19 protein-coding genes are annotated in these 25,775 nt (G+C 66.6%); 10 read left to right on the top strand and 9 right to left on the bottom strand.

Annotated elements, in window-relative coordinates; translation table 11 throughout:
- The first annotated feature begins 10 nt into the window (after positions 1-10).
- Positions 11-2,167 (top strand): polyphosphate kinase 1, encoded by a 2,157-nt coding sequence (ppk1, locus tag B2747_RS01360; protein WP_291155832.1) that lies wholly within the window; start codon positions 11-13, stop codon positions 2,165-2,167.
- On the opposite strand, the gene B2747_RS01355 is transcribed toward ppk1, so the two are convergent.
- From B2747_RS01355 to B2747_RS01335, 5 genes are all read right to left on the bottom strand, one after another.
- Positions 2,136-3,743: a Ppx/GppA phosphatase family protein gene (locus B2747_RS01355; RefSeq protein WP_291155828.1), complete on the bottom strand. Its 1,608-nt coding sequence runs from the start codon at positions 3,741-3,743 to the stop codon at positions 2,136-2,138. The genes ppk1 and B2747_RS01355 overlap by 32 nt on opposite strands.
- Positions 3,744-3,839: 96 nt before the next feature.
- On the bottom strand, positions 3,840-4,988 hold the full coding sequence (pstS, locus tag B2747_RS01350) for a phosphate ABC transporter substrate-binding protein PstS (protein ID WP_291155825.1): 1,149 nt from the start codon (positions 4,986-4,988) through the stop codon (positions 3,840-3,842).
- A 5-nt stretch (positions 4,989-4,993) separates the two neighbouring features.
- On the bottom strand, positions 4,994-5,659 hold the full coding sequence (locus B2747_RS01345; RefSeq protein WP_291155822.1) for a hypothetical protein: 666 nt from the start codon (positions 5,657-5,659) through the stop codon (positions 4,994-4,996).
- Positions 5,659-7,404 carry a hypothetical protein gene (locus tag B2747_RS01340; protein WP_291155819.1) on the bottom strand — a complete coding sequence of 582 codons (1,746 nt, stop codon included), beginning with the start codon at positions 7,402-7,404 and terminating at the stop codon, positions 5,659-5,661. The genes B2747_RS01345 and B2747_RS01340 overlap by 1 nt, the downstream gene beginning before the upstream one ends.
- Before the next feature lie 173 nt (positions 7,405-7,577).
- Positions 7,578-10,337: a TonB-dependent receptor gene (locus B2747_RS01335; RefSeq protein ID WP_291155816.1), complete on the bottom strand. Its 2,760-nt coding sequence runs from the start codon at positions 10,335-10,337 to the stop codon at positions 7,578-7,580.
- 318 nt (positions 10,338-10,655) lie between these two features.
- Between B2747_RS01335 and B2747_RS01330 the strand changes: the two genes are divergently transcribed.
- Positions 10,656-11,495, top strand: coding sequence for an SIR2 family NAD-dependent protein deacylase (locus B2747_RS01330; RefSeq protein ID WP_291155813.1), 840 nt, complete (start codon positions 10,656-10,658; stop codon positions 11,493-11,495).
- 3 nt (positions 11,496-11,498) lie between these two features.
- Here B2747_RS01330 and B2747_RS01325 read toward each other — a convergent pair whose 3' ends face one another.
- The 3 genes from B2747_RS01325 to udk are packed head-to-tail and all read right to left on the bottom strand — an operon-like array spanning position 11,499 to position 14,394.
- The gene (locus B2747_RS01325) at positions 11,499-12,953 is read right to left on the bottom strand and encodes a sensor histidine kinase (RefSeq protein ID WP_291155810.1); all 1,455 of its coding nucleotides are present in this window, start codon (positions 12,951-12,953) and stop codon (positions 11,499-11,501) included.
- Positions 12,954-12,989: 36 nt separating this feature from the next.
- Positions 12,990-13,709, bottom strand: coding sequence for a response regulator (locus tag B2747_RS01320; RefSeq protein WP_291155807.1), 720 nt, complete (start codon positions 13,707-13,709; stop codon positions 12,990-12,992).
- Positions 13,710-13,716: 7 nt separating this feature from the next.
- Complete coding sequence (udk, locus tag B2747_RS01315; protein ID WP_291155804.1) at positions 13,717-14,394, bottom strand: uridine kinase; 678 nt, start codon at positions 14,392-14,394, stop codon at positions 13,717-13,719.
- Between the two features lie 194 nt (positions 14,395-14,588).
- Between udk and B2747_RS01310 the strand changes: the two genes are divergently transcribed.
- From B2747_RS01310 to B2747_RS01295, 4 genes are read left to right on the top strand one after another with little or no spacing between them, the layout of a single operon-like run.
- Positions 14,589-17,888: a 5'-nucleotidase C-terminal domain-containing protein gene (locus tag B2747_RS01310; protein ID WP_291155802.1), complete on the top strand. Its 3,300-nt coding sequence runs from the start codon at positions 14,589-14,591 to the stop codon at positions 17,886-17,888.
- Positions 17,888-18,127 carry a hypothetical protein gene (locus B2747_RS01305; RefSeq protein WP_291155799.1) on the top strand — a complete coding sequence of 80 codons (240 nt, stop codon included), beginning with the start codon at positions 17,888-17,890 and terminating at the stop codon, positions 18,125-18,127. The genes B2747_RS01310 and B2747_RS01305 overlap by 1 nt, the downstream gene beginning before the upstream one ends.
- Positions 18,124-19,200, top strand: a complete 1,077-nt coding sequence (gene add, locus B2747_RS01300) for an adenosine deaminase (protein WP_291155796.1) — start codon at positions 18,124-18,126, stop codon at positions 19,198-19,200. Before B2747_RS01305 ends, add begins: the two co-directional genes overlap by 4 nt.
- Positions 19,197-20,069: a purine-nucleoside phosphorylase gene (locus B2747_RS01295; protein ID WP_291155794.1), complete on the top strand. Its 873-nt coding sequence runs from the start codon at positions 19,197-19,199 to the stop codon at positions 20,067-20,069. Before add ends, B2747_RS01295 begins: the two co-directional genes overlap by 4 nt.
- 17 nt (positions 20,070-20,086) lie before the next feature.
- On the opposite strand, the gene B2747_RS01290 is transcribed toward B2747_RS01295, so the two are convergent.
- Entirely contained in the window at positions 20,087-20,884 is a 798-nt protein-coding gene (locus B2747_RS01290; protein ID WP_291155792.1) for a M48 family metallopeptidase, read from the bottom strand.
- Positions 20,885-20,971: 87 nt separating this feature from the next.
- On the opposite strand from B2747_RS01290, the gene B2747_RS01285 reads away from it, so the two are divergent.
- The 4 genes from B2747_RS01285 to B2747_RS01270 are packed head-to-tail and all read left to right on the top strand — an operon-like array spanning position 20,972 to position 25,462.
- Positions 20,972-21,772, top strand: a complete 801-nt coding sequence (locus tag B2747_RS01285; protein WP_291155790.1) for a TrmH family RNA methyltransferase — start codon at positions 20,972-20,974, stop codon at positions 21,770-21,772.
- A 13-nt stretch (positions 21,773-21,785) separates the two neighbouring features.
- On the top strand, positions 21,786-22,700 hold the full coding sequence (locus tag B2747_RS01280) for a prepilin peptidase (protein WP_291155787.1): 915 nt from the start codon (positions 21,786-21,788) through the stop codon (positions 22,698-22,700).
- Positions 22,701-22,719: 19 nt separating this feature from the next.
- Complete coding sequence (locus B2747_RS01275) at positions 22,720-24,096, top strand: hypothetical protein (protein ID WP_291155784.1); 1,377 nt, start codon at positions 22,720-22,722, stop codon at positions 24,094-24,096.
- A 10-nt stretch (positions 24,097-24,106) separates the two neighbouring features.
- A complete protein-coding gene (locus B2747_RS01270; protein WP_291155781.1) occupies positions 24,107-25,462 on the top strand; it encodes a DUF445 domain-containing protein in 1,356 nt (451 codons plus the stop codon).
- Positions 25,463-25,775: the final 313 nt, after the last annotated feature.

Here is a 25,775-nt window from a genome sequence, read left to right as displayed (position 1 = left end):
CGGCCGTCCGATGACGGCCGCGCGCATCGTGGTGGCCACGCAGAAGTCTTCGGCGACCTCGCTCGCCCTGCCATATCTGAATCGCGAGCTGTCCTGGCTCGACTTCAATGCCCGTGTACTCGAGGAAGCCCTCGACGAGCGGGTGCCGCTGCTGGAGCGGCTCAAGTTCCTCGCCATTTTCAGCACCAACCTCGACGAGTTCTACATGGTGCGGGTGGCCGGCCTGCGGCGAAAGGCCACCTCCGGTGCGTCGCAGTATGCCTCGGACCCGCTCACGCCCGCGGAGCAGCTGATTGCCATTCGCGAGCGCGTGGCGAGCCTGCTGGAGCGTCGGCGGACGGTGCTGCGCCGCGAACTGTTGCCGGCGCTTGCGGTGCGCGGCATTCAGCTCGTGCCCATGCCGGCCCTGGACGATGACGAACGCGAACGCGTGCAGGCGTTCTTTGACGCACAGGTGTTCCCTGTGCTCACCCCGCTTGCGGTGGATCCGGGACATCCGTTCCCCTATATCTCCAATTTGTCGCTGTCGCTGGCGGTGGACATTGTCGATCCCGTCACGGGCAAGGAGCACTTCGCGCGCGTAAAGGTTCCGCGCCTGCTCTCGCGCTGGGTGTCCACAGGACACGGGCATCGCTACGTGCCGCTCGAGGAAGTCATCGCGAGCAACCTGGGGTCGCTCTTTCCCGGCATGGAAGTCCGGCGTTCGTTCCTGTTTCGCATTACGCGCTACTCGGATCTGGACCTCGGCCAGATGGACCAGCCGGAGGACCTGCTGGAGACCATCGAGCAGCAGGTGTTTCAGCGTCGGTTCGGCGAAGTGGTGCGTCTCGAAATCCAGCGCGACATGCCGGAGGCCATTCGCAGTCTGTTGCTTGAGGAGCTGGGCGCGAGCGAAACGCAGGAAGTCGCGCCACTGCAGGCAGCCGACGTGCATGAGCTCGACGAACTGCTGGAGTTGGGTGACTTGATGCAGTTGGCAGGCATCGACATGCCGGAGCTGCACGATCCGCCACACTCACCGCTGACGCCGCCGGCCTTTCGCGATTCGCGCAACATGTTCGACGTCATCAGGGAGCGTGATGTCCTGGTGCATCACCCCTACGAGTCGTTTGGCAGTTCGGTGGAAGCTTTCCTCGAGGCGGCGGCCAATGATCCGCAGGTGCTGGCCATCAAGCTCACGCTGTACCGCACCTCGGGCGATACCGCCATCGTGCGGGCGCTCACCGAGGCAGCGGAAGCCGGCAAGCAGGTGGCAGTGCTGATCGAGCTGCAGGCGCGTTTCGATGAGCAGAACAACATCGGCTTCGCGCGCACGATGGAAAACTTCGGCATTCACGTGGCCTATGGTTTGCCAGGGCTCAAGACGCACACCAAGACGGTGCTGGTGGTGCGGCGTGAGGCGGATGGCATCCGGCGCTATGTGCATCTGGGAACGGGCAACTACAACTCGAAGACGGCGCGGCTCTACACCGACATCGGCCTGTTCACCTGCCATCCGGAAATCGGCGCCGATTTGAGCGATCTGTTCAATTCGCTCACGGGGGTGTCACGGCAGAAGTTCTACCGCCGTTTGGCCGTGGCCCCGGTGGGGCTGCGCGCCAAGGTGCTGGAACTCATCGACCGCGAGACGGCACATGCCATGGCCGGGCGCGGTGGACGCATCATTGCCAAGATGAACGCGCTGGTCGATCCGGAGGTGATTGCGGCGCTTTATCGGGCGTCGCAGGCCGGTGTGGAAGTCGATCTCATCGTGCGGGGCATCTGCTGTCTCATGCCCGGCGTGAAGGGCATCAGTGAGCGCATTCGTGTCATCAGCATCATCGGACGCTTTCTCGAGCATTCCCGCGTGGCGTTCTTCGCCAATGGGGGGCGACCGGAGTATTACATCGGCTCGGCCGACTGGATGCCCCGCAACTTCGATCGGCGCGTGGAAACGATGGTGCCCATCGATGATCCACAGTTGCATCCCGGACTCGAGCGGGTGCTGGCGACCTGTCTGGCCGACAACCGGCAGGCTTGGGAGCTCGGATCAGATGGGCAGTACCGTCGCCGCGAGGCCAGCGGCAAGGACTCGCGCGCCACACAGGCCACGCTCATTCGCCACCCCTGGGGCGCGCCCGATCCGCCCCCCGCAGTTACTCGATCTCGCCGTCGTCGTCCGTCATGACCTCGGTGCCGTCGGGCATCAGCACCACGACCGGTCGGTCGAGTACGGCTTCGAGCAGGTGACGTTTGCGACTGGCGCCCCAGCATTCGAGACGAATGTTGGTGGCGCCGTCTGCTTCCGTGGGCATCACGCGCAGTGCGTCGCTGGTCCATTTGACCGCCACACCACCAACAGCGGCCACGTGCCCGCGGTCCATGCCATCGGCAAAACGCAGAATGGCTGACAGTTTGGTGATGCGCTCGCGCATGTTGCGATCCAGCTGACCGAATCCCGGGTGCTTGAGCTTGGGCGGTGCGCCACGATGGTAGCGCGCCACGTGCGCGATGGCCACCTGTTCGGCAGGTGTCATGCCCAGCAGCTCGGCATGCGAAATGAGATGGAACGAATGCTTGTGATGCTTCTCATAGTTGATGTGGTATCCCACATCGTGCAGCAGAGCGGCGTCGGCCAGCATGCGACGGTCATCGGCCGACAGCCCGAGACGCGGTGCGAGGGCATCAAAGAGCTGCAGTGACAGCGCGCGCACCTGCTTGGCGTGCGGCGCTTCGTAGTGACAGCGCTCGGCGAACTCGCGCACCGAACGCTCACGCGCTTCGCCGGGGTCTGCCACCACCGGTGTGACGCGCGCCGTCTCCAGCAGTAGCCCCTCGCGAATGCCGTAGGCGGACACGAGCAGGTCGTGCGGATCAAAACGGGACAGCACTTCGGCGGCCACCGCGAGTCCGGCCACGATGATGTCGGAGCGCGCAGGGTTGAGACCGGGAACGAGTCGTCGCTCGTCACTGTCGAGGCGTTGCAGCCAGTCGAGCGCGTGTTCGAGCTCCACACGCGTGACGCGCGTACCGTGCGGCGAGCGCACGGCGACATGCTGCCGCGCCAGCACGATACCGGCGAGGTTGGTGAAGGTCCCGCCCGACCCGATGATCTGCGCGCCGCGCCAGTCTTTCACGGGCACCGCCTTCTTGAGCCCATCGCGCACATACTCGCGCAGGGCGCGCACGCGACGCGGACGCACGGCCGGTGTGAGAAAGCGCTCGGTCATGCGGACGGCGCCAAAGGGCAGGGAGGCCACGCGCTCAATGAGGCCATCCTTGGACAGCACCAGCTCGAGCGACCCACCGCCGATATCCATGACCACCGTACGTCCGGCGCCCAGCTCGAAGTGGGCCAGCGCACTCCGGAAGGAGAGCAGGGCCTCTTCCTCACCCGTGAGCACGCGCACCCGTTCGCCCGTGGCCTCGTACACCTGCTCGGTGAATTCGATGGCGTTGCCGGCGTCCCGAACCGCGCTCGTGGCCACGATCTCGAGCCTTACCGCCCCCAACTGCCGCGCCAGCACCACCATGCGCTGCACGGCCGCCACCGCCTGGGCAATGGCATCGGTGGAAAGCAGGCCGGTGGACTCGAGGCCATCGCCCAGTCGTGGCATGGCCTTCATTTCATCGACGACGCGGATCTGTCCGGCCAACGACACGTCCGCAATGATCTGCCGCACGGAGTTCGACCCGATGTCGATGGCGGCGATGCGGACATCGCTGCCGCTCGCTGCTGGACGGGAAACGCCGGGGGCCGTCATGGCGCGACCGGCTCAAAGTGGTGATGCGAGACGCAGATCATGAGGACAAACTACCTCGTGCAGACTACCGGCGCTTGGAGGCCCGGCCACGTGCCCTCAGTGCGGATGCGCGCGCGCTGCGGCTGCAGGCAGTTGGTCGAGGCGCTGCAGCACGTCCTCAGCCACACTGGTGGGTAAGGTGACGTAGCCGAGGCTCGAGGTGATGGCGCTCCCGTCGCGCAGGGCCCAGTGCAGGAAGTCCACCAACTGACGGGTGCGCGGCTCGCCGAGCACGGCGGGCGAAAAGACCAGCCAGGTAAAGGAGGCAATGGGATACGAGGCCTGGCCTGGCGCGTCCACCAGCGACAGACGGTAGTCGTTGGGGCGCGTCATGCGTCCGGCTTCGCGCGCAAGCACCTGGTCAGCAGCGGCCGCAATCTCGTATGGCATGGGTGAAATGAAGCGACCCGCGCGGTTGCGGAGGTGCGCCAGCGGCAATCGGTTCTGTCGGGCGAACACGGCTTCCACATAGCCAATGGCGCCCACGGTTTGCTTGACGAGGCCGGCCACTCCCTCGTTGCCATGCGCTCCCCGCCCCACCGGCCAGTCGACCGTGCTGCCGCGGCCGGGATGGCGTGCCCAATCTGCGCTGACGGTGGCCAGATAGTCGCTGAAGATGTACGAGGTGCCGCTGTCGTCGTCGCGAACGACGACAATGACCGAGTCGTCGGGCAACGTCCGATCCGGATTGAGCGCCGCGAGGCGTGCATCGCTCCATCGCGTGATGCGTCCGAGGAAGATGTCCGTCAACACGTCGGCGCTGAGGCGCAGCGGACGCCCCGCGCCCGGCAGGTTGTAGGTGATGGCAACAGCCCCGACGGCGGTGGGGATGTGCAGCACCTGCGCGCCCACACGACTGAGTTGTGCATCCGTCATCGGCACATCGGTCGCACCAAAGTCCGCCGTGCGGTTGATGATGTGGCGAATTCCCTCACCCGAACCTTCGGCACGGTAGTTGATGCGCACCTGCGCCAGTGGGGCGTATTCGTTGAACCACCGGGCGTAGAGCGGATAGGGAAAGGTGGCCCCACCTCCAGTCAGGTCAACGCGTGCGGAGCTGGCGAACGCCGCGCGGGCACTGTCGCTCACGGGCTGCGACTGATTCTCTGCCAGGTCATCGCGTGGGCTGCAGGCTGCAACGCCGAGCAGCGCGAGGCCCAGCAGCACGGCGGCGCGCAGCGGACGTTGGCCGTCAGGAACGGTCATGCGCGTCACAGCTCGTTCGCGTAACCGAGGAACTTGAATCGTCCGCCACGCTCGACGATGGTGCCGAAGAAACGACCGCGTACAGTCTCGGCGCCGTTCACCCGGAACGACAGTTCACAGCGACTCCAGGTACGATTCTCGCCTTCCACCACACCGGAGTCCGGGCAACTCAGTGTGGGCGCAGACAGCGACTTGCCGGCAAAACGGCGCAGCATCTTGGGCAGGCCATCGTTGGAGCTGGCGAGGATCTGCCCCCAGAGCAACTGCGGCGGCGCCTCGTATGGTGGCGTCGCCATGGGCGAGCTCGGGAAATACAGATACGCGAACTCCGCCCGGTCGAGCAGCAGTGCATTGAGGGTGGTGGTATCGCTCTCGGCAATGGCGCGGAGCCAGCGTGCGGCCAGGGCATCGCGTGAGCCTTCGGCACTGCGCAGGCCATCAGGCGCTGTCATCCCTTCGCGAAAACGCCGAAGCTGTTCAGCCATGGGCAGAATGGAATCGACCACCCCACCGGCTGCTGCCACTTCGGCCACATGGGCCGCCTGTGAATCCGCGGCGGTGCGCGCGGAGTCGTTGTCGCTCCCGCCGCAGGCCGAGAAGGCTGCGGTAAGAACGAACGCCGCACACGGGAGACCCCGTGTGCGGCGAACGGACTGCAGTCGAACGGTCATCAGTTGCGGGCGTAGTTGGTCCAGCCTTCCCACCACTTCGTGCCGCCCGGCGCCGCAGCGCCGCGGTACGCCGTCGGGGTGATGAAGGTGCCGACACGCGCCGCGATGCGCGGATCGTTGGCAAAGCTGGCCAGGCCGCCCGTGCCGATGGGCGAGTTGGCGGCTGGCGACCAGTCGAGGCTGGCGCCGTTGGTCGGCGTGGCAGGCAGTGCCGTGAAGAGGCTGCTGGCCGTGACCGTGCTCGCACCCACCACGATGTTGGAGTTGCGGGCCGTGAAGGCCGACTCCTGACCGAAGTTGCTGCCAGCGGCGTCGAAGTTGTTGCCGTTCACGAGACCGCCGTTCTCGGCGAAGTACAGGTTGCGCACGATGAGCGAGTCCACCTGGAAGCGGTTGTTCGTCGTGGAGTCACGGAGCGAGATGCCGCCACGGCCCCAGCGCGCGATCACGCCATTGAGGTAGTAGCCACCCGTGCCGCGGCGCAAGACCGCACCCACGCCGCCGCTGCCCGGCACCGTCACGCCCGAGGCCGGACCGATGAGGGTAAAGTTGGCAAACACGTTCATGTTCCAGAGGCCTTCGTCGCGGCCGGCGCTCTGCGCATTGGCACCGCTCGGCGCCACGCAACCACCGCCGTTGCAGCCGTCGATCTCGAAGCCCTGCGGATCGCTGGACACCGCACCGGCGCCGGCGCGCGGTGTGAGGTAGGTGCTCTGGAGACCGATCATGAACTGGTTGAGGCCGCGGTAGCCCTCGGAACCGTCGAAGTGGTCGTCACCGGACTCGTAGGACACGAGGTACTTGCCGTTCACCGTGCCACCGAACCACTCGAAGTTGTCGTCGAGGCCGGCCAGCGCCTGCACGTATTCCACCGTCGTGCCGCTGCCCACGGCGGCAAAGGTGTAGGAGTTGAGCTCGGCGTCCGTCAGCGTGGCATAGCCGGCAAACTCCACGCGCACATAGCGCAGCGTGCCGCTGTTGTCGTTGTCCACCGTGCCGCCGGTGTACACGATGCCGTTCGGGTCGGCGCCAACGACCGAGCCGTTCGAGCCCTCGACAATCACGTTGCCGGTGCGGTTGGCGCGGGCGTTGCCCACGATGATCAGACCACCCCAGTCACCCGGCGACCGGTTGCCCGGCGCGCGCTGCGAGGTGAAGACGATCGGCTGGGTGGCCGTGCCATTGGCCTGAATGCGCGCGCCACGCAGCACGAAGAGCGCGGAGCCGAGGGCCGTGGTGTCACCGACAATGCGCGTGCCGGCGTTGATGGTGAGCGTCGCGCCGCTGTTCACGTACACGAAGCCGCGCAGCACGTAGTTGGTGTCGGGCGTGAGCGTGCGATTGGCGGAAATGGAACCGGAGAGTACCACCGTGGGGTTCTGCGCCACGGCGTAGGCCACGGTCACATTGGCCGTGGCGTTCGACGTCACGGTAGCCGGCGAACCGGTGATGGTGGCGTTGTAGCGCGTCGTACCGCTGGTGACCTGCGCAGCGGACACCGAGTAGCTGCCCGGAGCCACGCTCAGCGTCTGCGTGGCCGTGAGGGTCTGCGTGAAGTTGCTCGGGCCCGTCACGGTGACCGTGCCAGTCGTACCCGTCGGCAAGCCGGAGATGGTGACAGCGAGCGAGCCGTTGGTCGGCGTCGGCGGCGTCGTGGGGCCGTCTTCATCATCGCTGCAGGCCGCCAGTGCAAATGCGGCCAGCGTGGTGAGGGCGAGGGCGCGGAAGCGCGCAGTCATCGTCATCGGATATCCAGGTTTGGGGAACACGTGGCATCGGCAGGTCGACACCGCTCACCACAATCACGCTGGCTCATATGGCGAAAGCGTCATGGCCCGGTCACGGTTGTGTCACCGTGCCGGGCCATGCGCATCACACTGTCACGAGCGTCACACCGGGCACCTGGCCCGGCGCGCCTTTACTGCCGCCAGCTCAGCCCCATCGAGAAGCTGCGGCCGCTGTTGAACCCTTCGCGCTCGAGGTTGCCCTGCATGAACCGCGTGCGGGCATCGAGCAGGTTGCGCGCATCGACGCGCGCCGACAGGCTGCCAGCCACCGGAATGCGCAGCGACAGGTCGATAAGGTGACGCGGCTTCTCCACGATGTTGGGCAGGGGTACGACACCGGCAGCCGTGATGCGCTCACCCACCACGTTGTAGAGCAGCGTGGCGTTGGTGCTGCCCGAGAGGTTGCTGTAGGTGAGGCCGGTGTTCACCACATACGGGGCCTGACCCACGAGGCGACGCTGCGCGTCCGTCACCGTGAGGCCGCCCGTCGAGTCGAGCTTCACACGCGAACTCATGAGCGTCACGTTGCTGAAGCCGGTGAACGCTTCACCCCAGGTGCCGAGGAAGCCAAGCTGCTTGCGCAGTTCGAGCTCGACACCGTAGTTGGTGGCACTGAGGGCGTTCTGGAAGCGCGCCTGATAGGCGCCCGACGTCGCCTGCTCGAGACGCTCGATGGGTCGATCGAAGCGCTTGGCAAACACGCCGATGCTGAGCACTTCACCCGGATTCGGGAAGGCTTCCCAGCGCAGATCCACGTTGTCGATGAGCGAGCGCACGAGGTTGGCGTTGCCCGTGACACTGACGCCACCCAGCACATCGCGGAACGTCACCGGTGCCAGCTCGCGGTACTCGGGGCGGGCAAGCGTGCGCGTCACGCCAAAGCGCAGATTCTGATTGTCGGTGAGGCGCGTGTTGAGCAGCAGCGACGGCAGCACGTCGGTGTTGTCGAGCGCGGCGTTGGTGGTGAAGCCACCCTGCGTGCTGGCAGCGACGTCGATCTTCGCCTGCTCCACACGCGCACCGGCAATCATGCGCGTGCGGCTGGTGAGGCCCCAGTCAGCCATGAGATATGCAGCCGCCGTGCGATCGTCAGCCGAGTAGGAACCGGCCTGACCGATGGGCTGCACGTTGATGTTGCTGCAGCCGTCGCAGGCCTGACCGGCGCCGAAGATCACATCGGGAGACTGACGCACTACGTCCTGCGAGGCACGCGAGATGAAGGCGTAGATGGGTGCGTCCGCGCGGCGGTCGGTGGTACGCAGGTAGGCACCAACCTTGAGCGTGTTCTGGTTGGCGACGTTGCCGATGGCCAGCGTGTGGTCCACCTGACCGGTGAGGTTGTTCTCCTCGAGGTCGAAGTACAGACGACGCGCACCGTCCAGCGACGCGAGAATCTGGTAACCGCCTTCGGGGGCGCGCACGTACACCACGTCCGAGCGGTCGGGCTCGCGGCGTGAGGTGTTGCCGTACGAAAGCTGCCAGGCTGTCTTGTTGCGCTCACTCAACTGGTGCTCGCCGCTGCCGGTGAGTGTGGCCACGCCGCGCTCCACATAGCGGAGCGTCGTGCGCTGAATGCTGTCGTTCAGGTTCTCGTCAAAACCGCGATCGGTGCGGGCCTCGTTGTCGGCGCTGCGCGTGATGGTGCTGTTGAGGGACAGACGCGAGTTCTTGCCGAGTAACGTGGACACATTCGCAATACCGCCCCACTGCGCGCTGCTGCGGCCGGTCTGGCCACGCAGTTCGGTGAGCGGCACGACGGTGTTGTTCGCTCCCTGATTGCCGATGGCGTAGCGCTCGTTGGCGCGCACTTCCTCGCTGTAGCCGTAGTTGCCGCTCAGTACGTAGCCGATGCGCTTGCCGAGAATCGTGTTGCCACCCGTGGACAGGCCGAAGGAGCCGTTCATTCCGCCGTCACGCCGCGTCGGCGCCCAGACGTTGCGCTGTTCAAGCGCCATCTGGTTGAATTGCTGCTGACTCACATTGCCCAGGAAGTTGGCCTGGGAAATGGCCGAGGGGATGCGACGATTGGACGAGGCCATGCCGAACAGCTCGCCACCGGCGCGCGGAGCAAAGGGCAGCGACTGACGGAATACCCGGTCTCCGAAACCGAAGCTCGAGGAGTAGTTGATCTGACGACGCGCCGGGAACTCGCGCGTGCGGATGTTCACGTTCGCGCCGGCGAAGTCACCCGGCTGGTCCGGCGTAAAGGTCTTGCTGGTGGTGACGTCCTGCAGCAGCGACGCCGGGAAAAGGTCGAGTGGCACCACCTTGCGCTCGGGCTCCGGGCTCGGAATGCGCGCGCCATTGAGCGACGCGGTGGTGTAACGCTCACTCAGGCCACGCACCTGCAGATACTTGCCGTCCTGCACGGTCACACCGCTCACGCGCTGCGCAGCGGCGGCTGCGTCGCCATCGGGACTACGCGCGATCTGTTCAGCGGTGATGGCGTTCACCACGTTGGTGGCGTTCCTCTGTTGATTGAGGGCTTCGTTGACCGTACCCTTTTCCTTGGTCGCGGTCACGCTCACCGCGGCGAGCTGCAGTTCAGCGGCAGAAAGCGAGACCGACTGTTCGACCGTGCCACCTGCCGGCACGATGATGCCGGTGACCGTCTTGGGTCCGTAGCCGATGCGTCGCACATTCAGTGTGACGGTACCGGCGGGAATGTTGGCGATGCTGAAGCGGCCGTCGACGCCGGTCTGCGTACCGAGCGTGGTGCCCACCACCTGCACGCCGGCATCGGTGATGCCCTGGCCGCTCGCCGCGTCGACGACGCGGCCGGTGATGCGACCGGTGGCTCCGGCCGTCGGAGCGCCCTGCGCGCCGATGGGAGACGAGACGGAAAGAGCAAGCAGCAGCGCGGGGACGACGGCGATCAGGGTCGCAGGCATCGAGCGACGCGCGATCCGGGAGAACACCTTGACGTAAGTCCGCATGGAGAGTCGTGATGAAAGAAGCGGTGCGTAACGGCCGACCCCACGAGGTCGGGCGGATGTCGTCAAAGCTCCGTGACTCACGTCTCGATCAGCGCACGGGCGTGCAACGAATCGGTCACGGCCGTGGGCCCTCCCCGTGCGCGCTTGTGACAAAGACCTCGGCAGGACACGACGGGATATCGGGCCGGGGGCGGCGCTGGGCGGTGGCAATTGTGGTATGGGGCGTTCGCCCGTCTGGTGCGGACGGCCCTTCGGTTGTATTGTCGCGACAGTATGGTGCCACCAGATCCGACTCTGCCGCGGCGGCGCGTCGCTTCGCCCCCGCCCACCGACCCGCAAACGCGGGCGGAATCGCTTGCCGTTGCCGCCCGAGCCCTGCGGTCGGCCGAACATGTCTGCGTGCTGACCGGGGCCGGCGTTTCGGCCGAAAGCGGTATTCCCACGTTTCGTGAGGCGCAAACTGGCGTCTGGGCCCAGTTCAGCCCGCAGGAGCTGGCCACGCCCGGGGCGTTTGCCAGTAACCCGGGCCGTGTGTGGCAGTGGTATGCCGGGCGACGGTCCACCGTGCGGGCAGCGCAACCCAACCCCGCCCATCTGGCCCTGGCCTCACTGGCGCAGCGGGTGTCGCATGCCACGCTCATTACGCAGAATGTGGACGACCTGCACGAACGGGCCGGGAGCCGGGACATCATCCGCCTGCACGGTTCGCTGCTGCATATGCGCTGTAGTGCCAGCTGCGCGGGTTCCGTGGAGGTTGCCGAACCGGCCAGCGCCGAGCCGCCGCCATGTCCGACCTGCGGATCGCCCATGCGCCCCGATGTGGTATGGTTCGGCGAGTCCATCCCCATGGGACCCTTCGAGGCGGCGCGTCAGGCCGCCATTGCCTGCGACGTATTCCTGTCGGTTGGGACATCCAATGTGGTGGAGCCGGCGGCGTCGTTGCCGTGGATTGCCGCCACCCATGGCGCCACGGTGATTGTGGTCAATCCCACCATGGAAGGTCAGCGCAAGGGCCCCAGCATCCTGCCACTCGAGGGGCCGGCGGCGGTGCTTCTGCCGCGTCTTGTTGGAGAGGCCTTTGCCGGTCGGCGCCCGCGACGTCAGTCGGAGTAGCGGTCAGCCCGATTGGCCTTCGTGTCGGCCGGTGTCCTCGAACGGATCACTGTACGGACCCGAGGCCGGCGTCGGGAACCAGGCGGCAATGGTCGTACCGGCACCCACGGTGCTCTCTGCGCGTACGCGACCGCCGTGCGCCTCGGTGAGGTGGCGGACGATGGCCAGACCGAGGCCGGTGCCGCCGGCCTCGCGTGAGCGGCCGGGGTCGGCCCGGTAGAAGCGCTCAAAGATGCGCGGCAGATGTTCGGCGGCAATGCCACTGCCGGTATCGCGCACGCCAATCCAGGTGCCGTCGTCTTCGACCTGCGAAAAAAGCTCCACCTTGCCGCTGGCGGTGTGACGCAGGGCATTCTCGGCCAGGTTGCTGAGGATCTGCCGCGCCGCGGTTTGGTCCGCAAAGACCATCGGCGCCCTCAGCTCTGTGCGAAGCTGCACGCCCTTGGCCTGGGCACGCTGCTGCATTGGCGCCAGCACCTCAGTGGCCACAGCATCCAGTTCGAGCCAGTCCGGATCCGGCACCCATCCGCCCGACTCAATGCGCGAAAGATCCAGCAGGTCATCCACGATGCGCTGCATGCGCAGCACATTGGACGCCGCCATGCCGAGGAATTGATGGCGCAGTTCCTGAGGCAGGTCGTCGTCCTGCAGCGTTTCCACGAAGCCGCTGATGATGGTAAGCGGCGTGCGCAGCTCGTGTGACACATTGGCCACAAAGTCGCTGCGGACCGTTTCGAGGCGACGAATGGTGGTCAAGTCAAGCAGGGCCAGCACGGCTCCGCCGCCGCGCAGCGGGCGCACGGTCAGCACCATGGTGCGTTCGTCTACGCGAATTTCCCGCACGATGGTGGCGGATCCGGACAGCACGAGTTGCAGGGAATCCTGCAGGCCCGCGACCGACGGCAGTTCGCTGAAGGGGAAGGGCAGGGTCTGACGCAAGCCGAGCAGTTGTCGACCGCGATCATTGATGCGCACGACGCGCTTCCGTGCGTCCACGGCCACGACGCCTTCATTGAGCGATTCGGTGAGCGCGACGAGCAGCGCCTCTTCCGACTGCAACTCCCAGAGCCGGGTCTCGAGCTGCTCGCTCATGCGGCGCAGCGCTTCGGCCAGATCGCCGACCTCTCCACCGGTTATGGTGCGCGAGGGACGACGCGAGAGGTCGCCGGCGGCCAGCGCGCGCGCGATGTCGCGCAGTTCCTCGATGGGCCGGGCCACCGGCCGCGCGAGGGCGCGCGCGAGAATGAGCCCGATGACCAGCGTGGCCACACCGGCAATGCCGATGTCCCGACGGATCTGTCGCAGCAATTCGTCGTTGCTGCGGTCGTAGGCCGCGGGCGTCGTTTCCTCGGCACGCACGTGATGGCGCACGCGCCACTCCACGGCGGCGAGCACGAGCGCCATGAGCAACGCGATGATGAGGAAGCTGTTGAACGCCAGTCGTTGAGTCAGCCGCACGGCGTCAATGTACCCGGATGCACGCCGGGGCGCGTGTCAACTGGCGCGCGATGGGGTGGCCCGGAGACGGTAGCCGAATCCGCGCACGGTTTCGATGAGTTCACCGGCGCTTCCGAGCTTGGTGCGCAGGCGCTGCACGTGCATGTCGACGGTGCGCGTCTGAATATCGGGCGCCGCCTCCCACACCGTTTCCAGCAGGTGGCCGCGCCCCTGCACCCGGCCGCGGCGTTCGGCCAGCGTGAGCAGCAGCTTGAACTCGGTTGGTGTGAGCTCCACATGCTCGCCGCTCACGCGCACGGTCATGGCGGCGCGATCGATCTGCAGCGGGCCGATGACGAGGGCGTCGGCACTGGTGGGCACCGTGTTGCCGGTGCGGCGCAGAATGGCTGCCACCCGCAGCACCAGCTCGGCTGGTGAGAAGGGCTTGGTGAGGTAGTCGTCGGCGCCGAGTGACAGGCCACGGATGCGATCGGGCTCTTCGCGGCGCGCCGTGAGCATGAGCACAGCCACGTCCCGTGTGCTGTCATCAGCGCGCAATTGCTCCAGCACATCGAACCCCGAGATACCGGGCAGCATGAGATCGAGCACAATGAGCGACGGGCGATCGCGGCGCGCGAGTTCGAGCGCGTCCTGGCCGGACGAGGCCGTGGACACCCGATAGCCGGCCTTGGCCAGGTGATAGGCCACGAGGGCGACGATTTCGGGCTCGTCGTCCACCACCAGAATGCGATCGGGATTGCTCGGCGCTGGATTCATCGAAGGATCAGGTCGGTCCGGGGTCCACCGGCACAGCCATCGTGTGCAGTGGGGTCGGCATCGCCCCGTTCGGGTGCAGACGCCGTTGGATCTTGGCAACGATCATCTCGATCGCCACCGTGTTGCTGCCGCCACGCGGGACAATGACGTCGGCGTAGCGTTTGCTGGGTTCCACGAACTGCAGGTGCATGGGCTGCACGGTCGTGAGGTACTGGTCGAGTACCGATTCGAGCGTGCGCCCGCGGGCCGCCGTGTCGCGCCGGATGCGCCGGATGAGGCGCACATCGGCATCGGCATCCACGAACACCTTCACATCGCACAGGCCGCGCACGCCGTGATCGGCCAGCAACAGGATGCCGTCGAGCACAATGACATCTGCCGGTTCGATCCGCCGCGTGTGCGGACTGCGGGCATGCGACGCGAACTCGTAGATCGGCATGTCCACCCCCTCGCCGCGCGCCAGCGCCGCGAGGTGGGTCACCAGCAGGTCAACGTCGAAGGCCTCCGGATGATCCCAGTTGACCTGGTGCCGCTGGTCGAGTGAGAGATGCCGGAAGTCCCGGTAGTACGCGTCCATCTCGAGGAACGCCACAGAGGCTTCGGGGAGGGCCTCCGCCACCTTGCGGGCCACGGTGGATTTCCCCGAGCCGGTCCCGCCCGCGATGCCGATGATCAACGGTTTCATAGGCGGAAGTTCCGGTTCGTCCACGACACGATCACCAACCTCGACGTCAGTCGTGACCGGACCGCCACGACGGGGTAACAAGTCTGTATCGGTGGCCCGGAACCGACGGCAGCGTGTCACGGGAAGTTCGCGGCCCGGTGAAGGGGGGGCAAGCTGGCCTCCACGTCCCCGGGCGGACCGACTAGCATTCCCCTATGGGACGAACACATGGCGACACGGGCCGGAACGGCCCGGTCCGGGCCCCGCTGGGGCTTCGGCATTTGGCGGTCGGCGCCCTCCTGCTTGGGCAGCCACTTTGGGCTGAGTACGGCACGGGGGAGACCTCGGCGGGCCAGCTTGAGGCCCAATCCCGCACGGAAGTGCTCATTGCCGCCACCACCGACGTGCACGGCCGGCTGCGTGGATGGGACTATTACGCCAACGCCGCGGACCCGGGCCACTCACTGGCCGCCGCGGCCACCATCGTCGACTCACTTCGGCGCGCCAACCCGGACGGGGTGGTGCTGCTGGAGGGCGGCGACATCCTGCAGGGCAACCCGCTCACGTATGTGGCCGCCCGGGTGCGTCCCACGCCGGTGCATCCGGTCATCGCGGCCATGAACGTCATGCGCTACGACGCGGCGGTGCTGGGCAATCACGAGTTCAACTACGGTGTGCCGCAGCTGCAGCGAGCGGTCAGTCAGGCCGGATTTCCCTTCCTCGCCGCCAATGTGCGCGACGCGAAGGGCAAGCTGTTTGTGGCGCCATGGACCATGATCACTCGGCGCGGCGTGCGTATTGCCATTGTCGGCGGAACAACGCCCGGCTCGATGGTGTGGGATCGCGAACATCTGGCGGCCGCGGGCCTGACGGTTACGGACATCGTGCCGGCCATCAAGGCCAGCGTCGCGGAGGCGCGGCGTAGAAAGGCCGACGTGGTGGTGGCCCTGGTGCATTCCGGGTTGAACGAGCCGGCCAGCTACGACACCGTCGCCACCGGTTTGCCGTCGGAAAATGTTGCGGCACGCTTGCCGCACGAAGTGCCGGGGCTCGATGTGGTGGTGTTTGGTCACTCACATCGCGAAGTCGTGGACAGTGTCATCAACGGCGTGCGTGTGGTGCAGCCGCGCAACTGGGCGGGCTCTGTGGGTGTGGCCACGCTGAGTCTCGAAAAGCAGAAGGGTCGCTGGCGCGTGACGGGTCACCGCGGGGCGTCGGTGCGCGTGGCTGGTCACGCGGAGCATCCCGCCGTGCTTTCGGCCGCTGCCACCTCGCACCGCAACACCCTCGAGTGGGTCACCACGCCTGTTGGCCGCACGACCACGGCGTGGACGGCAGACAGTGCCCGCGTGGTGGATGCGCCCATCACTGATTTTGTGAACGAAGTCATGCGGCGGACGGCAGGCGCGGACTTGTCGGCCACCGCCGTGTTCTCCCTCGAAGCAGGACTCGACAGCGGTGCCATTACGCTGGCCGAGATCTCGCGCCTGTATCCGTACGACAACACGCTCAAGGCCGTTCAAGTGAGCGGCGCGCAGCTCAAGGCATTTCTAGAACACGCCACGCGCTACTACCGCTCGCTGACTGGTGGTGGTGAGGTCCCGGGTGGCGGCCTGGTGGACCCGTCGGTGCCCGGCTTCAACTTCGATGTGGTCGCCGGCGCCACGTACCGCATTGACCTGCGCAAGCCGCTCGGTGAGCGCATCGTTGGTCTTGCCGTGAAGGGCAGGGCTGTGCAGCCCGATGACCGTTTCACGCTGGCCCTCAACAACTATCGGCAGGGGGGCGGTGGTGGTTACGCCATGCTGGCCGGCGCGCCGGTGGTGCATGACAAGGGCCTCGACATTCGGCAGTTGCTGATTGAAGAGGTGCAGCGGGTTGGCACACTCGACCCTGCCACTTACGCCGAGCGCAATTGGTCCATCGAACCGGAGGCCGTGCGCCCTCTCGCCATTGCCGAGCAGCGCCGCAATCGGAGCGCGGAGCAGGGTGGGCGGGCGCTCGGTGCCGCTGGGAGCACGCGCCGTGTGGGCACCGCGTCGGCGCCCGTGGTGCGTGTCATTGCCATGAGCGATTTCCACGCCGCACTGCGTCCCTCGTTTGATCAGGGCAACAATCCCGTCGGCGGCGCCGTGGCGCTGTCTGCGGCCATTCGCCGTCTGCAGGCGGAGTGTGTAGCACCTGCCTGTCAGCATGTGGTGGTGGACGCGGGCGACATGTTCACCGGCACCCCAGCCTCGGATTGGGCTGGTGGCCGTCCCACGGTTGACGTGATGAATCGCCTCGACGTGGCGGCCGGTGCGCTCGGCAATCACGAGTTCGACTTCGGCCAGGATACGCTGCGCCAGCGCATTGCTGAGCTCAGGCACGCGGTACTGGGTGTGAATGTGCGCGGACCGGATGGGCAGCGGCCCGCGTGGTTGCGTGCCGACACCATCGTGGATCGCGGCGGTGTGAAGATCGGCATTGTTGGTGCGGCCGGTACCCATACGCCGGGCTCCGCCAGTCGGCGCAAGGTGGGCAGTCTCACCTTCCTCGACCCGGTGCCGCTGTTTGCCGAACGCACGCGGGCCCTGCGCGCTGCTGGCGCGCAGGTGGTGGTGGCCGTCATTCACGATGGCGGGCGCTGTGAGCGCGATCGCCCCACCGTGTGCAGCGGCAGCGGCATCGAGATCGGTCAGCGACTCGGCGCTCTCGGGGCCGATCGACCCGATGCCTACGTGATGGGGCACGCCCACGTGAATCTGGCGCTCGATTTTGCTGGCATGCCGGCCGTGGAGCCGACCTCCAGCGGACGCGGCATTGCCGTCATCGATATTCCGCTGGGCGGCGGCGCGGCACGCAGCGCCATCGTGGCCGTGCGAGGCGATTCCGTAAGCGGGGCGCACCCGCAGCTTGATTCGATTGTGGCGGTCTCGGTGTCTCGGGTGCGCGGCAAGCTCACCGAACCGGTTGGCAGCGTTGCCGAGCCGCTGCGGCGTACGGGCAGTCAGTATGCACTCGGCAATCTGCTGGCCGATGCCATGCGCGTCATGGGGCAGGGCGACGCCGGGCTGTGGAACAACGGCGGCATTCGTGCCGACCTGCGCGCGGGGCCGCTCACGTTCGGCGATGTGCACTATGTGGTGCCCTTCGGCAATCTGCTGGCACGGGTGCGCGTGCGGGGACGCGACCTGCCGTTCATGCTGGAGACGGCGCTCAACGATCGTGGTCCCGATGTGCACATGAGCGGATTCCTCGTGGACTTCGATTTGTCGCGCCCGCGTGGTCAGCGCATTGTGGCGGTGAAGGATAGCGCCGGCCGACCGGTGAATCCGTCGCGCATCTACACGCTGGTGTTCAACGACTTCATGGTGGAGAACGATTTCCGCGAAACCATGTCGCGTGCGGTGTCCACCGAATTCACGACCGTGCGCGACATCGACGCCTTCTCCGAATATCTGCGGCGACTGCCGCAACCCATTCGCGCGGACAGCACACCGCGGTTCCGTCCGCTCACTTCGGGCAGCAACTGATGACCAACGCAGAGATCCGGGTTTTCGTGAACGAGCGGGGCGTGTCGGTGCCGGTTGGCAGCACGGCGCTCGACGCGGTACGCGCACTGTTCCCTGAGGACGCGGCAGGCATTGAGGCCGGCCGCCTTCGTCTCACGGACAGTCGTGGCCTGCCCATTGAGGCCGATACGCAGCCGCCAAGCGGGGCCATCTTCCGCGTAGTCGCGCAGCGTGAACGGGCGACTGAGGAGACAACGTGAGCCACGCCGCGCTCGCGGAAATCGTGCAGCGTCTGCCGAAGGCGGAGTTGCACTGCCATCTCGACGGGTCGCTTCGGCCGGGGACGTTGCTCGAACTGTCGCAGGCACGCGGTCTCGCTCTGCCGGTGACTACGGTGGCGGATCTGGCGCGTTGGATGCGCGCCGACGACGCCGCTGATCTCGAATCCTATCTCGCGCGCTTTGCGACGACGTTGGCCGTCATGCAGAGTGCGTCGGAGCTCGAGCGGGTGGCACACGAGCTGGTGCTCGATGCCGCACTCGACGGCACGCGCTACATCGAGGTGCGCTTCTGTCCGGCGCTCAACACGCACGGCGGACTTTCGCTGACCGATGTCATGGACGCCGTGCTCAAGGGCCTCGCACGCGGGGAGCGTGAAACGGGCACCGTCGCGCGCACCATTGTGTGCGCGCTGCGGAGCCTGCCCGCGCCGCACACCCAGGAGATGGCGGAGTTGGCCGTGGCCTACCGGAACCGTGGCGTGGTGGCCTTTGATCTCGCTGGCGGAGAGGCGGGCAACACGGCGGACCAGCATGCTGCGTCGTTCGACTATGCACGGGCGCACAATCTGGCCGTCACCGTGCACGCCGGTGAAGGCGATGGCGCGCACAGTATTCATCAGGCGGTGCATCGCTGCGGCGCACTGCGTATAGGGCATGGCACCCGCTTGCACGAGGACGCCGAACTCGAAGCCTGGGTGGTGGACCGACAGATCCCGCTCGAGGTCTGCCCCACCAGCAACGTGCAGACGCGGGTCGTTCCAACCTTTGCCGCGCATCCGCTCGCCCGCTACGTGTCGCTCGGCGCCGTCGTGACACTCAATACGGACAATCGCCTTGTCAGCGGCGTGTCACTCACCGACGAGTACCTGGGCTGCATGCAGCATCTCGGGTTTGACCTGGCGACACTGGGTCGGTTGGCAGTCGCAGCCTTCGGTGCGGCCTTTCTGCCGCTGGCGCAGCGCCGAAGCCTACAGGAACAGGCACAGCGCGATATTGCGCGGCTGTTGGCCGATACCCCGGAGTCGTTGCATCGCATGGAGGCTGCCGCATGACCGGCATCACAAGTCAACAGGAGCAGTCGGCCTTCGGCGCTGCTGCCGCCGAGCAGGCCGCGCGGTATGTACGGGAGCGTGTTGGCGCGAATTGGCGCCCGCCAGTGGCCGGTATCGTGCTGGGCTCAGGCCTTGGTGGTCTGGCCGATCGCATTGACAACGCGCTGCGCATTCCGTTTTCCCATGTGCCCGGATTCCCGGTAGTCACGGTGGCCGGACATGCCGGTCAGTTGCTGGTGGGCACGCTGGGTGGCATGCCGGTGGTGGCGCTCGCGGGTCGCTTTCACATGTACGAGGGGCACGACGCGGCGCTGGCCGCTTTCCCGGTGCGCGTGCTGCACGCACTGGGGGCACCCGTCTATCTCGCGTCCAATGCAGCCGGTGGTGTGCGGCGCACCTTCGCGCCCGGTGACCTCATGGTCATTGCCGACCACATGAACCTGATGTTCCGCAACCCGCTCATCGGGGCGTCCGAGCCAGGAGACGAACGTTTCCCGGACATGTCTGATCCCTACGATCGCGACCTGCGTGCTCTGCTGCACACCGCAGGGCGCGCCGTGCAGGTGCCGTTGCAGGAGGGCGTGTACTGCGGCCTGCTGGGGCCCACCTACGAAACGCCGGCCGAAGTGCGCATGCTCGAGCGACTCGGCGTGGATGCGGTGGGGATGTCCACCGTACCCGAGGTAATTGTGGCCAGAGCGCTGGGCATGCGCGTGGCCGCCGTCTCGTGCATTACCAACGCCGCAGCCGGGCTCTCGCCCGTGCCACTCAACCATGAGGAAGTCATGGAAGCGGGCCGCGCCGTGGCTTCACGTTTTGAGGCGCTGGTGACGGAGTTCGTGCGGCGCCTGCCGGCGACAAGCGCCTGACACGCAGGCGCGCAGATTCAGCGGGGCCTGGCGCTTCTCGGCAGGCTGCTCAACCGCCGCTTGAACGCTTGGAATGACGGCGTGTCGCGCGTGAGTGAGGACAGCACCACCGGGTCGATCTTGGCGATTTCTTCTTCGGTGGTGCGCACCCGCGATTCCTCGACAGGGTGTGAGGCAAACCAGCCTTCCACGCTGCCCGGGTTGCGATCGCGCTCGCGCAGCAGAATGCGGAACATCGACGGCATGCCGCGCGGATCGATGCCGCTGCGCGTGACATACTTGACGCCGTAGCGGTCGGCTTCCGTTTCGTCGTCGCGGCTGAACTTGGCAAAGCCCAGCTGCGCCACGGCCGATACACCGGTGCCAGCCAGTCCCTGGCAGGCCGATGGGGCGAGGATGCACCCCAGGCTGAGGCCGATGTTGGCCCGCTGCGCGGCGGCCATCTGCTTCATGCTGTGCCGCTGCGTGACATGGGCAATTTCGTGGCCCAGCACCCCCGCGAGTTCCGACATGTTGGTGGTGCGCTCGATCAGCCCGCGGTTCACGTAGATGTGTCCGCCCGGCACCGCAAAGGCGTTGATTTCAGCCTCGTCCACCACGTTGAACCGCCAGGTCAGCTCGCGGTTGTCCACCACGCGCGCGATGCTGTCGCCGAGCACGTTGATGTAGCGCACGATCTCCGGGTCACGCACAATGGGGAGCTGCCGCTCGATCTGCTGGGCGTAATCGTTCCCCATGGCCACTTCCTCCGGCGTACTCGGCACGCAGGATGTGGTCAGCACGAGACTCAAGGCGAGCAGGACGGATTGGCGCATGGCCGATGGACGCGTATTGTGTGCGGTAGCTGTGTGGGTGGCGTCGGCGTCGGTGCCGGCACCACGCATCATACCCCTGAGGATGCCGTGAAGTTACTGACGCTTGCCAGAGACCTGCAGCGCCGCAAAGCCCGGGAGCGGCAGCAACTGTTCGTGGCCGAGGGCGTGCGCACGGTGGAATCGCTGCTGGCCAGCGGCTTGGCAGTGCAGGGCCTGTTGCTGGCTGACGACGCCCAGGGCAACGAGCGGGTACGGGCCGTGCTGGACATGTGTGACGCGCGCCGCATTGCCGTGGCCACGGTCTCGGCCCGCGAGCTGCAGGAGGCGGCGGATACCGAGTCGCCGCAGGGGGTCCTGGCCATCGCTCCCATTCCCTCGTGGGAGATGCCGGCGCCGCCCTTTGTCGACGGGACCCGCTTTCTGGTTCTCGACGCCCTGCAGGACCCGGGGAACGTGGGCACGGTGGTCCGCACGGCGGCGGCCATGGGGGTACGGGCCACGTTCGCCCTGCCGGGCACCGTGGACGTGTGGAACGCGAAGGTCGTGCGAGGCAGCATGGGGGCGCTGTTCACCCATCCGGTATACCTGCTCGACTGGACGACGGTCGCCGGGTTCATGGCGCAGCATGACGTGACCCTCTGGGCGGCCGACATGGATGGCACCCCGCTGCCGGAACTCGCGCTGCATCAGGTGGCGGCGCCACAGGCGCTCGTGGTCAGCAACGAGGGCGCCGGCCTCACGCCAGCCGTGGCCGCGTCCGTCCAGCGTACGGTGGCCGTGCCCATGGCCGCCGGCGTCGAGTCGCTCAACGTGGGGGTGGCCACCGGCATCCTGTTGTACGCCATGGCCTTTCGTGGAGGCCGCTCGGGATACCCGGCCGCCGGTTGATCGTCCTGTGAGCATGTCCGTCCATTCTGTGCTGGCCGCGCTGCAGGCCTCGTTCACGCAGTCGCCCTTGCTCGACCCGGCTGCGCCGCTCTTCGTGCCCGGCATGGTGGGCGTGGTGCTGTTCATGACCTTCGTCGTCGGGGCCTCCATCGGCTCCTTCCTGAACGTCTGCATCTCGCGCTGGCCGGAAGAATTGAGTGTGGTGTCGCCGCGCTCACGTTGCCCACGTTGCAGCCGCCCCATTGCCTGGCACGAGAACATCCCGCTGCTCAGCTGGCTGATGCTGCGCGGCAAGTGTCGTGGCTGCGCGTTGCCCATTTCGGTGCAGTATCCGGCGGTGGAGCTGGTGGTGGCGCTCGGGTGGATGGCGTCCGTGTGGACCTTCGGTCTCACCTTCGAAGCACTGCGCGTGGCTCTCTTTGCCACCATTCTGCTCGGCATCGCCATCACCGATGCCAAGCACTATCTCATTCCCGACGGCTTCACGGTGTCGGGCCTCCTTCTCATGCTGGCCTTCTCCTTCGCCAATGTGTTCGTGGGTGAGGAGAGCCGGTTTGCGGCGGCCTGGCCGTCGGTCATCGGCGCCTGCGTGGGCGCCGGAGCCATCACCATCATTGGCTGGCTGGCCGAAGTGATCATGAAGCGCGAAGCCATGGGCTTTGGCGACACGACACTCATGGCCGTGGTGGGCGCCGCGGTAGGCGCCGAGCGCTCGCTGCTCACCATTGTGGCGGGCGCGTTCCTGGGCGCCGTGGTCTTCGTGGGTATTGTCGGACCCATTGTCAAAATCCGCAGCAGCCGTCGTGGCGAGGAGTTCGAGTTTCCCGACGTGCCCTTCGGTGTGTTCCTTGCGCCCGCTGCGCTCCTGGTCTTGCTTTGGGGAGAGGCGCTGATGACGTGGTACCTGCAGCGCGTGCTTCCGGCCTGATCCTCATTCCCTGAAGTCCATGGCACTCCCGACGACGCGGCAGAGCCGCGGCGCGCCAACGCGCGCATCCGTCCGATTCGCCGCGCGGGCGTTGTCCGCTGGCGTTGTGGCCGCAGGCGCACTGGCCACGATGACGCTGCTGGCTGCCTGCGGCGAGAAGCCCAAGGCCGGCGATGGACCCTATGCTGAGCTGGTCGCGGAGTTCGTGCCGCGCATCGAAAAGGAACTGGGACTCCCGTTCAAGACACCGCCCAAGGTGGAGCGGCGCTCGAAGGAGGAAGTGGGACGCTTCGTGCGCCAGCAGCTCGAAAGTGAACGTGGTCGCACGCAGGTCGCCGGTCTCGAAGTGGTGTATCGCCTGCTCGGGCAGATACCCGACACCATGCAAATGGCGCCGCTGCTGCAGCGATTGCTCGAGGAACAGATCGTGGGCTACTACGATCCGGCCACCGACGTGCTGTACGTGGTGGATGGCGCCCCCGATCTTCTACTGCGGCAAACCGTAGCTCACGAACTGGTGCATGCCTTGCAGGACCAGTATGTGCCCATCGATAGCATTCAGGGCCGCACCGACGATGCCGACCGGCAGACGGCCGCACAGTCGGTGCTGGAAGGGCAGGCGGTCTACATGCAGTTGCGCATCGATCCCAACTCGGCCTCGGCGCTGCGCATGCCGGGCGGATGGGAGCGCATTCGCGATCTCATTCGCGATCAGTCGGTCGGCATGCCCGTGTTTGGCTCTGCGCCGCGCACCATTCGTGAGGGCCTGTTGTTCCCGTACCTTGGCGGGGCCGACTTCGTGCGTCGCTTTGTCGAAAAGCGACCGGAAAAGGAACTGCTGACCGATCTGCCCACGTCCACGCGGCAGGTGCTGCGTGACGACGCCTATTTCGCGCCCACGCCTGCCGAGCGGTTCATGGCGCGCACTGTCACGCTGCCCGCGCCGCGCAGCGGTACGGTGTTCTTCGAGAACACACTCGGCGAGTTCGAAACCCGTCTCGCGTTGGTGCAGCATCTCAAGAACGATGCGCTGGCCGTGCGCGGGGCCACCGGCCTCGCGGGCGACCGCTTTGCCGTGGTTCGCAACGGTCAGACGGATGCCTTTGTATGGGCCACCACCTGGGACAACCCAGTGGAAGCGGCGGACTTTCTCGACCTGATGGGCGACGCGGCACGTCGTCGCTACGGATTGGGTCGGGTGGATGTCCCCGCCGGTGCCACCACACGCCGCTACGAGGTGCCTGCCAGCAAGACGCATGGCGCGCGGACGGTCACGCTGGCGCTGGAACAGATTGGCGGCCATCCCGTAGTGCTCTACATGGACCTTCCGGCCGGTACCGCCGCCCCCATCGACCCGCGCGGCATCAAGGTAGGCGACGCCGCCGCCACTCGCTGACCCGCGTGTGGTGACCGACCGCTCGCCGGAATCGCAGCCCGTGGCGGCTCTGCCTTCGACGGCGCAGCCCTCAGCGGCGCTGCCCTCAACGGCGTTACCCGCCGCCCTGCGCATCACACCTGACGACGAGATTCGTCGGGTGCGTCTTGTGCGCATGAAGCGCGTGGCGTCGGCCATGCTGGTGGTCGTGGCCATTGTATACGTGGTGGCTCGCATCTACGAAGCGCACCATCCGGCCATCGGTTATTTGCGCGCCTTTGCCGAAGCCGCCATGGTGGGCGGCCTGGCCGACTGGTTTGCGGTCACGGCCCTGTTCCGCCATCCGCTGGGCCTGCCCATTCCGCACACGGCCATTGTGCCCTCGCGCAAGGATCGCATTGGCACCGCCCTCGGCAACTTCGTGCAACGCAACTTTCTCACGCGCGAAGTGGTGCAGGAGAAGCTGTCGGCCATGAAGTTGGGTGAGAAGGCGGCGCAGTGGATTGCGCGACCGGAGAACTCCCGGCGCCTGGCCACGGCAGCGGCGCACGGCCTGTCGGGCGCCGTCAACGTGATGCGTGACGAAGATGTGCAGGCGCTCGTGGACAAGGGCATCGTGTCGCGACTGCGCGCCATGCAGGCCGGTCCGCTGGTTGCACGGGCCTTCGAGTTGCTCACCACGGGTGGGCGTCATCAGGCCCTGCTCGACGATGCGCTGCGCCTCGCCGCGCGCTTCCTCGAGGAGAACGAGGAGCTCATTCGCGATCGCATCCGCAAGGAAAGCCCGTGGTGGGTGCCGGGGGCCGTGGAGGACCGTCTTGGCGACAAGATCGTGAGCGGCGTGGAGAAGACGCTGGTGGCAGTCGCCGCTGACCCGGCCCATCCACTGCGACAGCGCTACGATGAGGCCGTGGAGCGTTTCGTGGCCAATCTGCGCGACAATCCGGAAACCATGGCGCGCGCCGAGCAGATCAAGCTCGATGTGCTCAACCATCCGGGAGTGGCCGAGTTCTCGCGCGAAGTGTGGACCGATGTGAAGGGCCGACTGGGCAGTTATGCCGCGCGTCTCGCTGACGACGCCGAGCGCGAACCCGATCAGATTGAGCGCTGGCTCACGGGCCTGGGCCACAAGGTGCTGGAAGACGCGGTGCTGGCCGAGAAGGTGAACGGCTGGATCGTGGAGCTCGTGACCTACTCGGTGGAGCAGGCGCGCGAGGAAGTGGCGCGACTGATTGCCAGCACGGTCGCGGCCTGGGATGCCGACGCCACGTCACGGAAGATCGAGTTGCAGATCGGGCGCGACCTGCAGTTCATCCGCATCAACGGGACGCTGGTCGGCGGCCTGGTTGGGGTGTTGCTGCACGCGGCGAGCGGTTTGATGAAGTAGTTCGACTGGCTCGACAGTTCGTGAGGCACCCACGCAGGTGTCCACCGTGACACGCATCTCCATCGCCACCGGTCAGTTGGGCTACATCGAAGTGCCGCTCCGCGGTCGCTCACAGGTCATTGTCCAGGCGCGGGCGGCGGACGTTCAGCGACAGCACACGGGCCAGCACCGTCATCCCGCTTGGGGGCCTCAGCAGCGCGAGATCACGCTGACGCCCTCTTCCTCTGCGTGCGCCTCTTACGATGCCAGGCCAGATACTGGCATTCGCTGGATCCAATAGATCCTCAACAGCTCACGCAGAGCGAAGGAGGAA

Origin of the sequence: Gemmatimonas sp. UBA7669, from assembly GCF_002483225.1 — a bacterium.
GTDB lineage: Bacteria > Gemmatimonadota > Gemmatimonadetes > Gemmatimonadales > Gemmatimonadaceae > Gemmatimonas.
This window is presented reverse-complemented; position numbering and strand designations above follow the sequence as displayed.

Excerpts from the sequence above, each read along its gene's own strand:
- ppk1 (WP_291155832.1), top strand. The coding sequence starts at position 11 with ATGACGGCCGCGCGCATCGTGGTGGCCACGCAGAAGTCTTCGGCGACC.
- B2747_RS01355 (WP_291155828.1), bottom strand. The coding sequence starts at position 3,743 with ATGACGGCCCCCGGCGTTTCCCGTCCAGCAGCGAGCGGCAGCGATGTC.
- pstS (WP_291155825.1), bottom strand. The coding sequence starts at position 4,988 with ATGACCGTTCCTGACGGCCAACGTCCGCTGCGCGCCGCCGTGCTGCTG.
- B2747_RS01345 (WP_291155822.1), bottom strand. The coding sequence starts at position 5,659 with ATGACCGTTCGACTGCAGTCCGTTCGCCGCACACGGGGTCTCCCGTGT.
- B2747_RS01340 (WP_291155819.1), bottom strand. The coding sequence starts at position 7,404 with ATGACGATGACTGCGCGCTTCCGCGCCCTCGCCCTCACCACGCTGGCC.
- B2747_RS01335 (WP_291155816.1), bottom strand. The coding sequence starts at position 10,337 with ATGCCTGCGACCCTGATCGCCGTCGTCCCCGCGCTGCTGCTTGCTCTT.
- B2747_RS01330 (WP_291155813.1), top strand. The coding sequence starts at position 10,656 with ATGGTGCCACCAGATCCGACTCTGCCGCGGCGGCGCGTCGCTTCGCCC.
- B2747_RS01320 (WP_291155807.1), bottom strand. The coding sequence starts at position 13,709 with ATGAATCCAGCGCCGAGCAATCCCGATCGCATTCTGGTGGTGGACGAC.
- udk (WP_291155804.1), bottom strand. The coding sequence starts at position 14,394 with ATGAAACCGTTGATCATCGGCATCGCGGGCGGGACCGGCTCGGGGAAA.
- B2747_RS01310 (WP_291155802.1), top strand. The coding sequence starts at position 14,589 with ATGGGACGAACACATGGCGACACGGGCCGGAACGGCCCGGTCCGGGCC.
- B2747_RS01305 (WP_291155799.1), top strand. The coding sequence starts at position 17,888 with ATGACCAACGCAGAGATCCGGGTTTTCGTGAACGAGCGGGGCGTGTCG.
- B2747_RS01295 (WP_291155794.1), top strand. The coding sequence starts at position 19,197 with ATGACCGGCATCACAAGTCAACAGGAGCAGTCGGCCTTCGGCGCTGCT.
- B2747_RS01290 (WP_291155792.1), bottom strand. The coding sequence starts at position 20,884 with ATGCGCCAATCCGTCCTGCTCGCCTTGAGTCTCGTGCTGACCACATCC.
- B2747_RS01280 (WP_291155787.1), top strand. The coding sequence starts at position 21,786 with ATGTCCGTCCATTCTGTGCTGGCCGCGCTGCAGGCCTCGTTCACGCAG.
- B2747_RS01275 (WP_291155784.1), top strand. The coding sequence starts at position 22,720 with ATGGCACTCCCGACGACGCGGCAGAGCCGCGGCGCGCCAACGCGCGCA.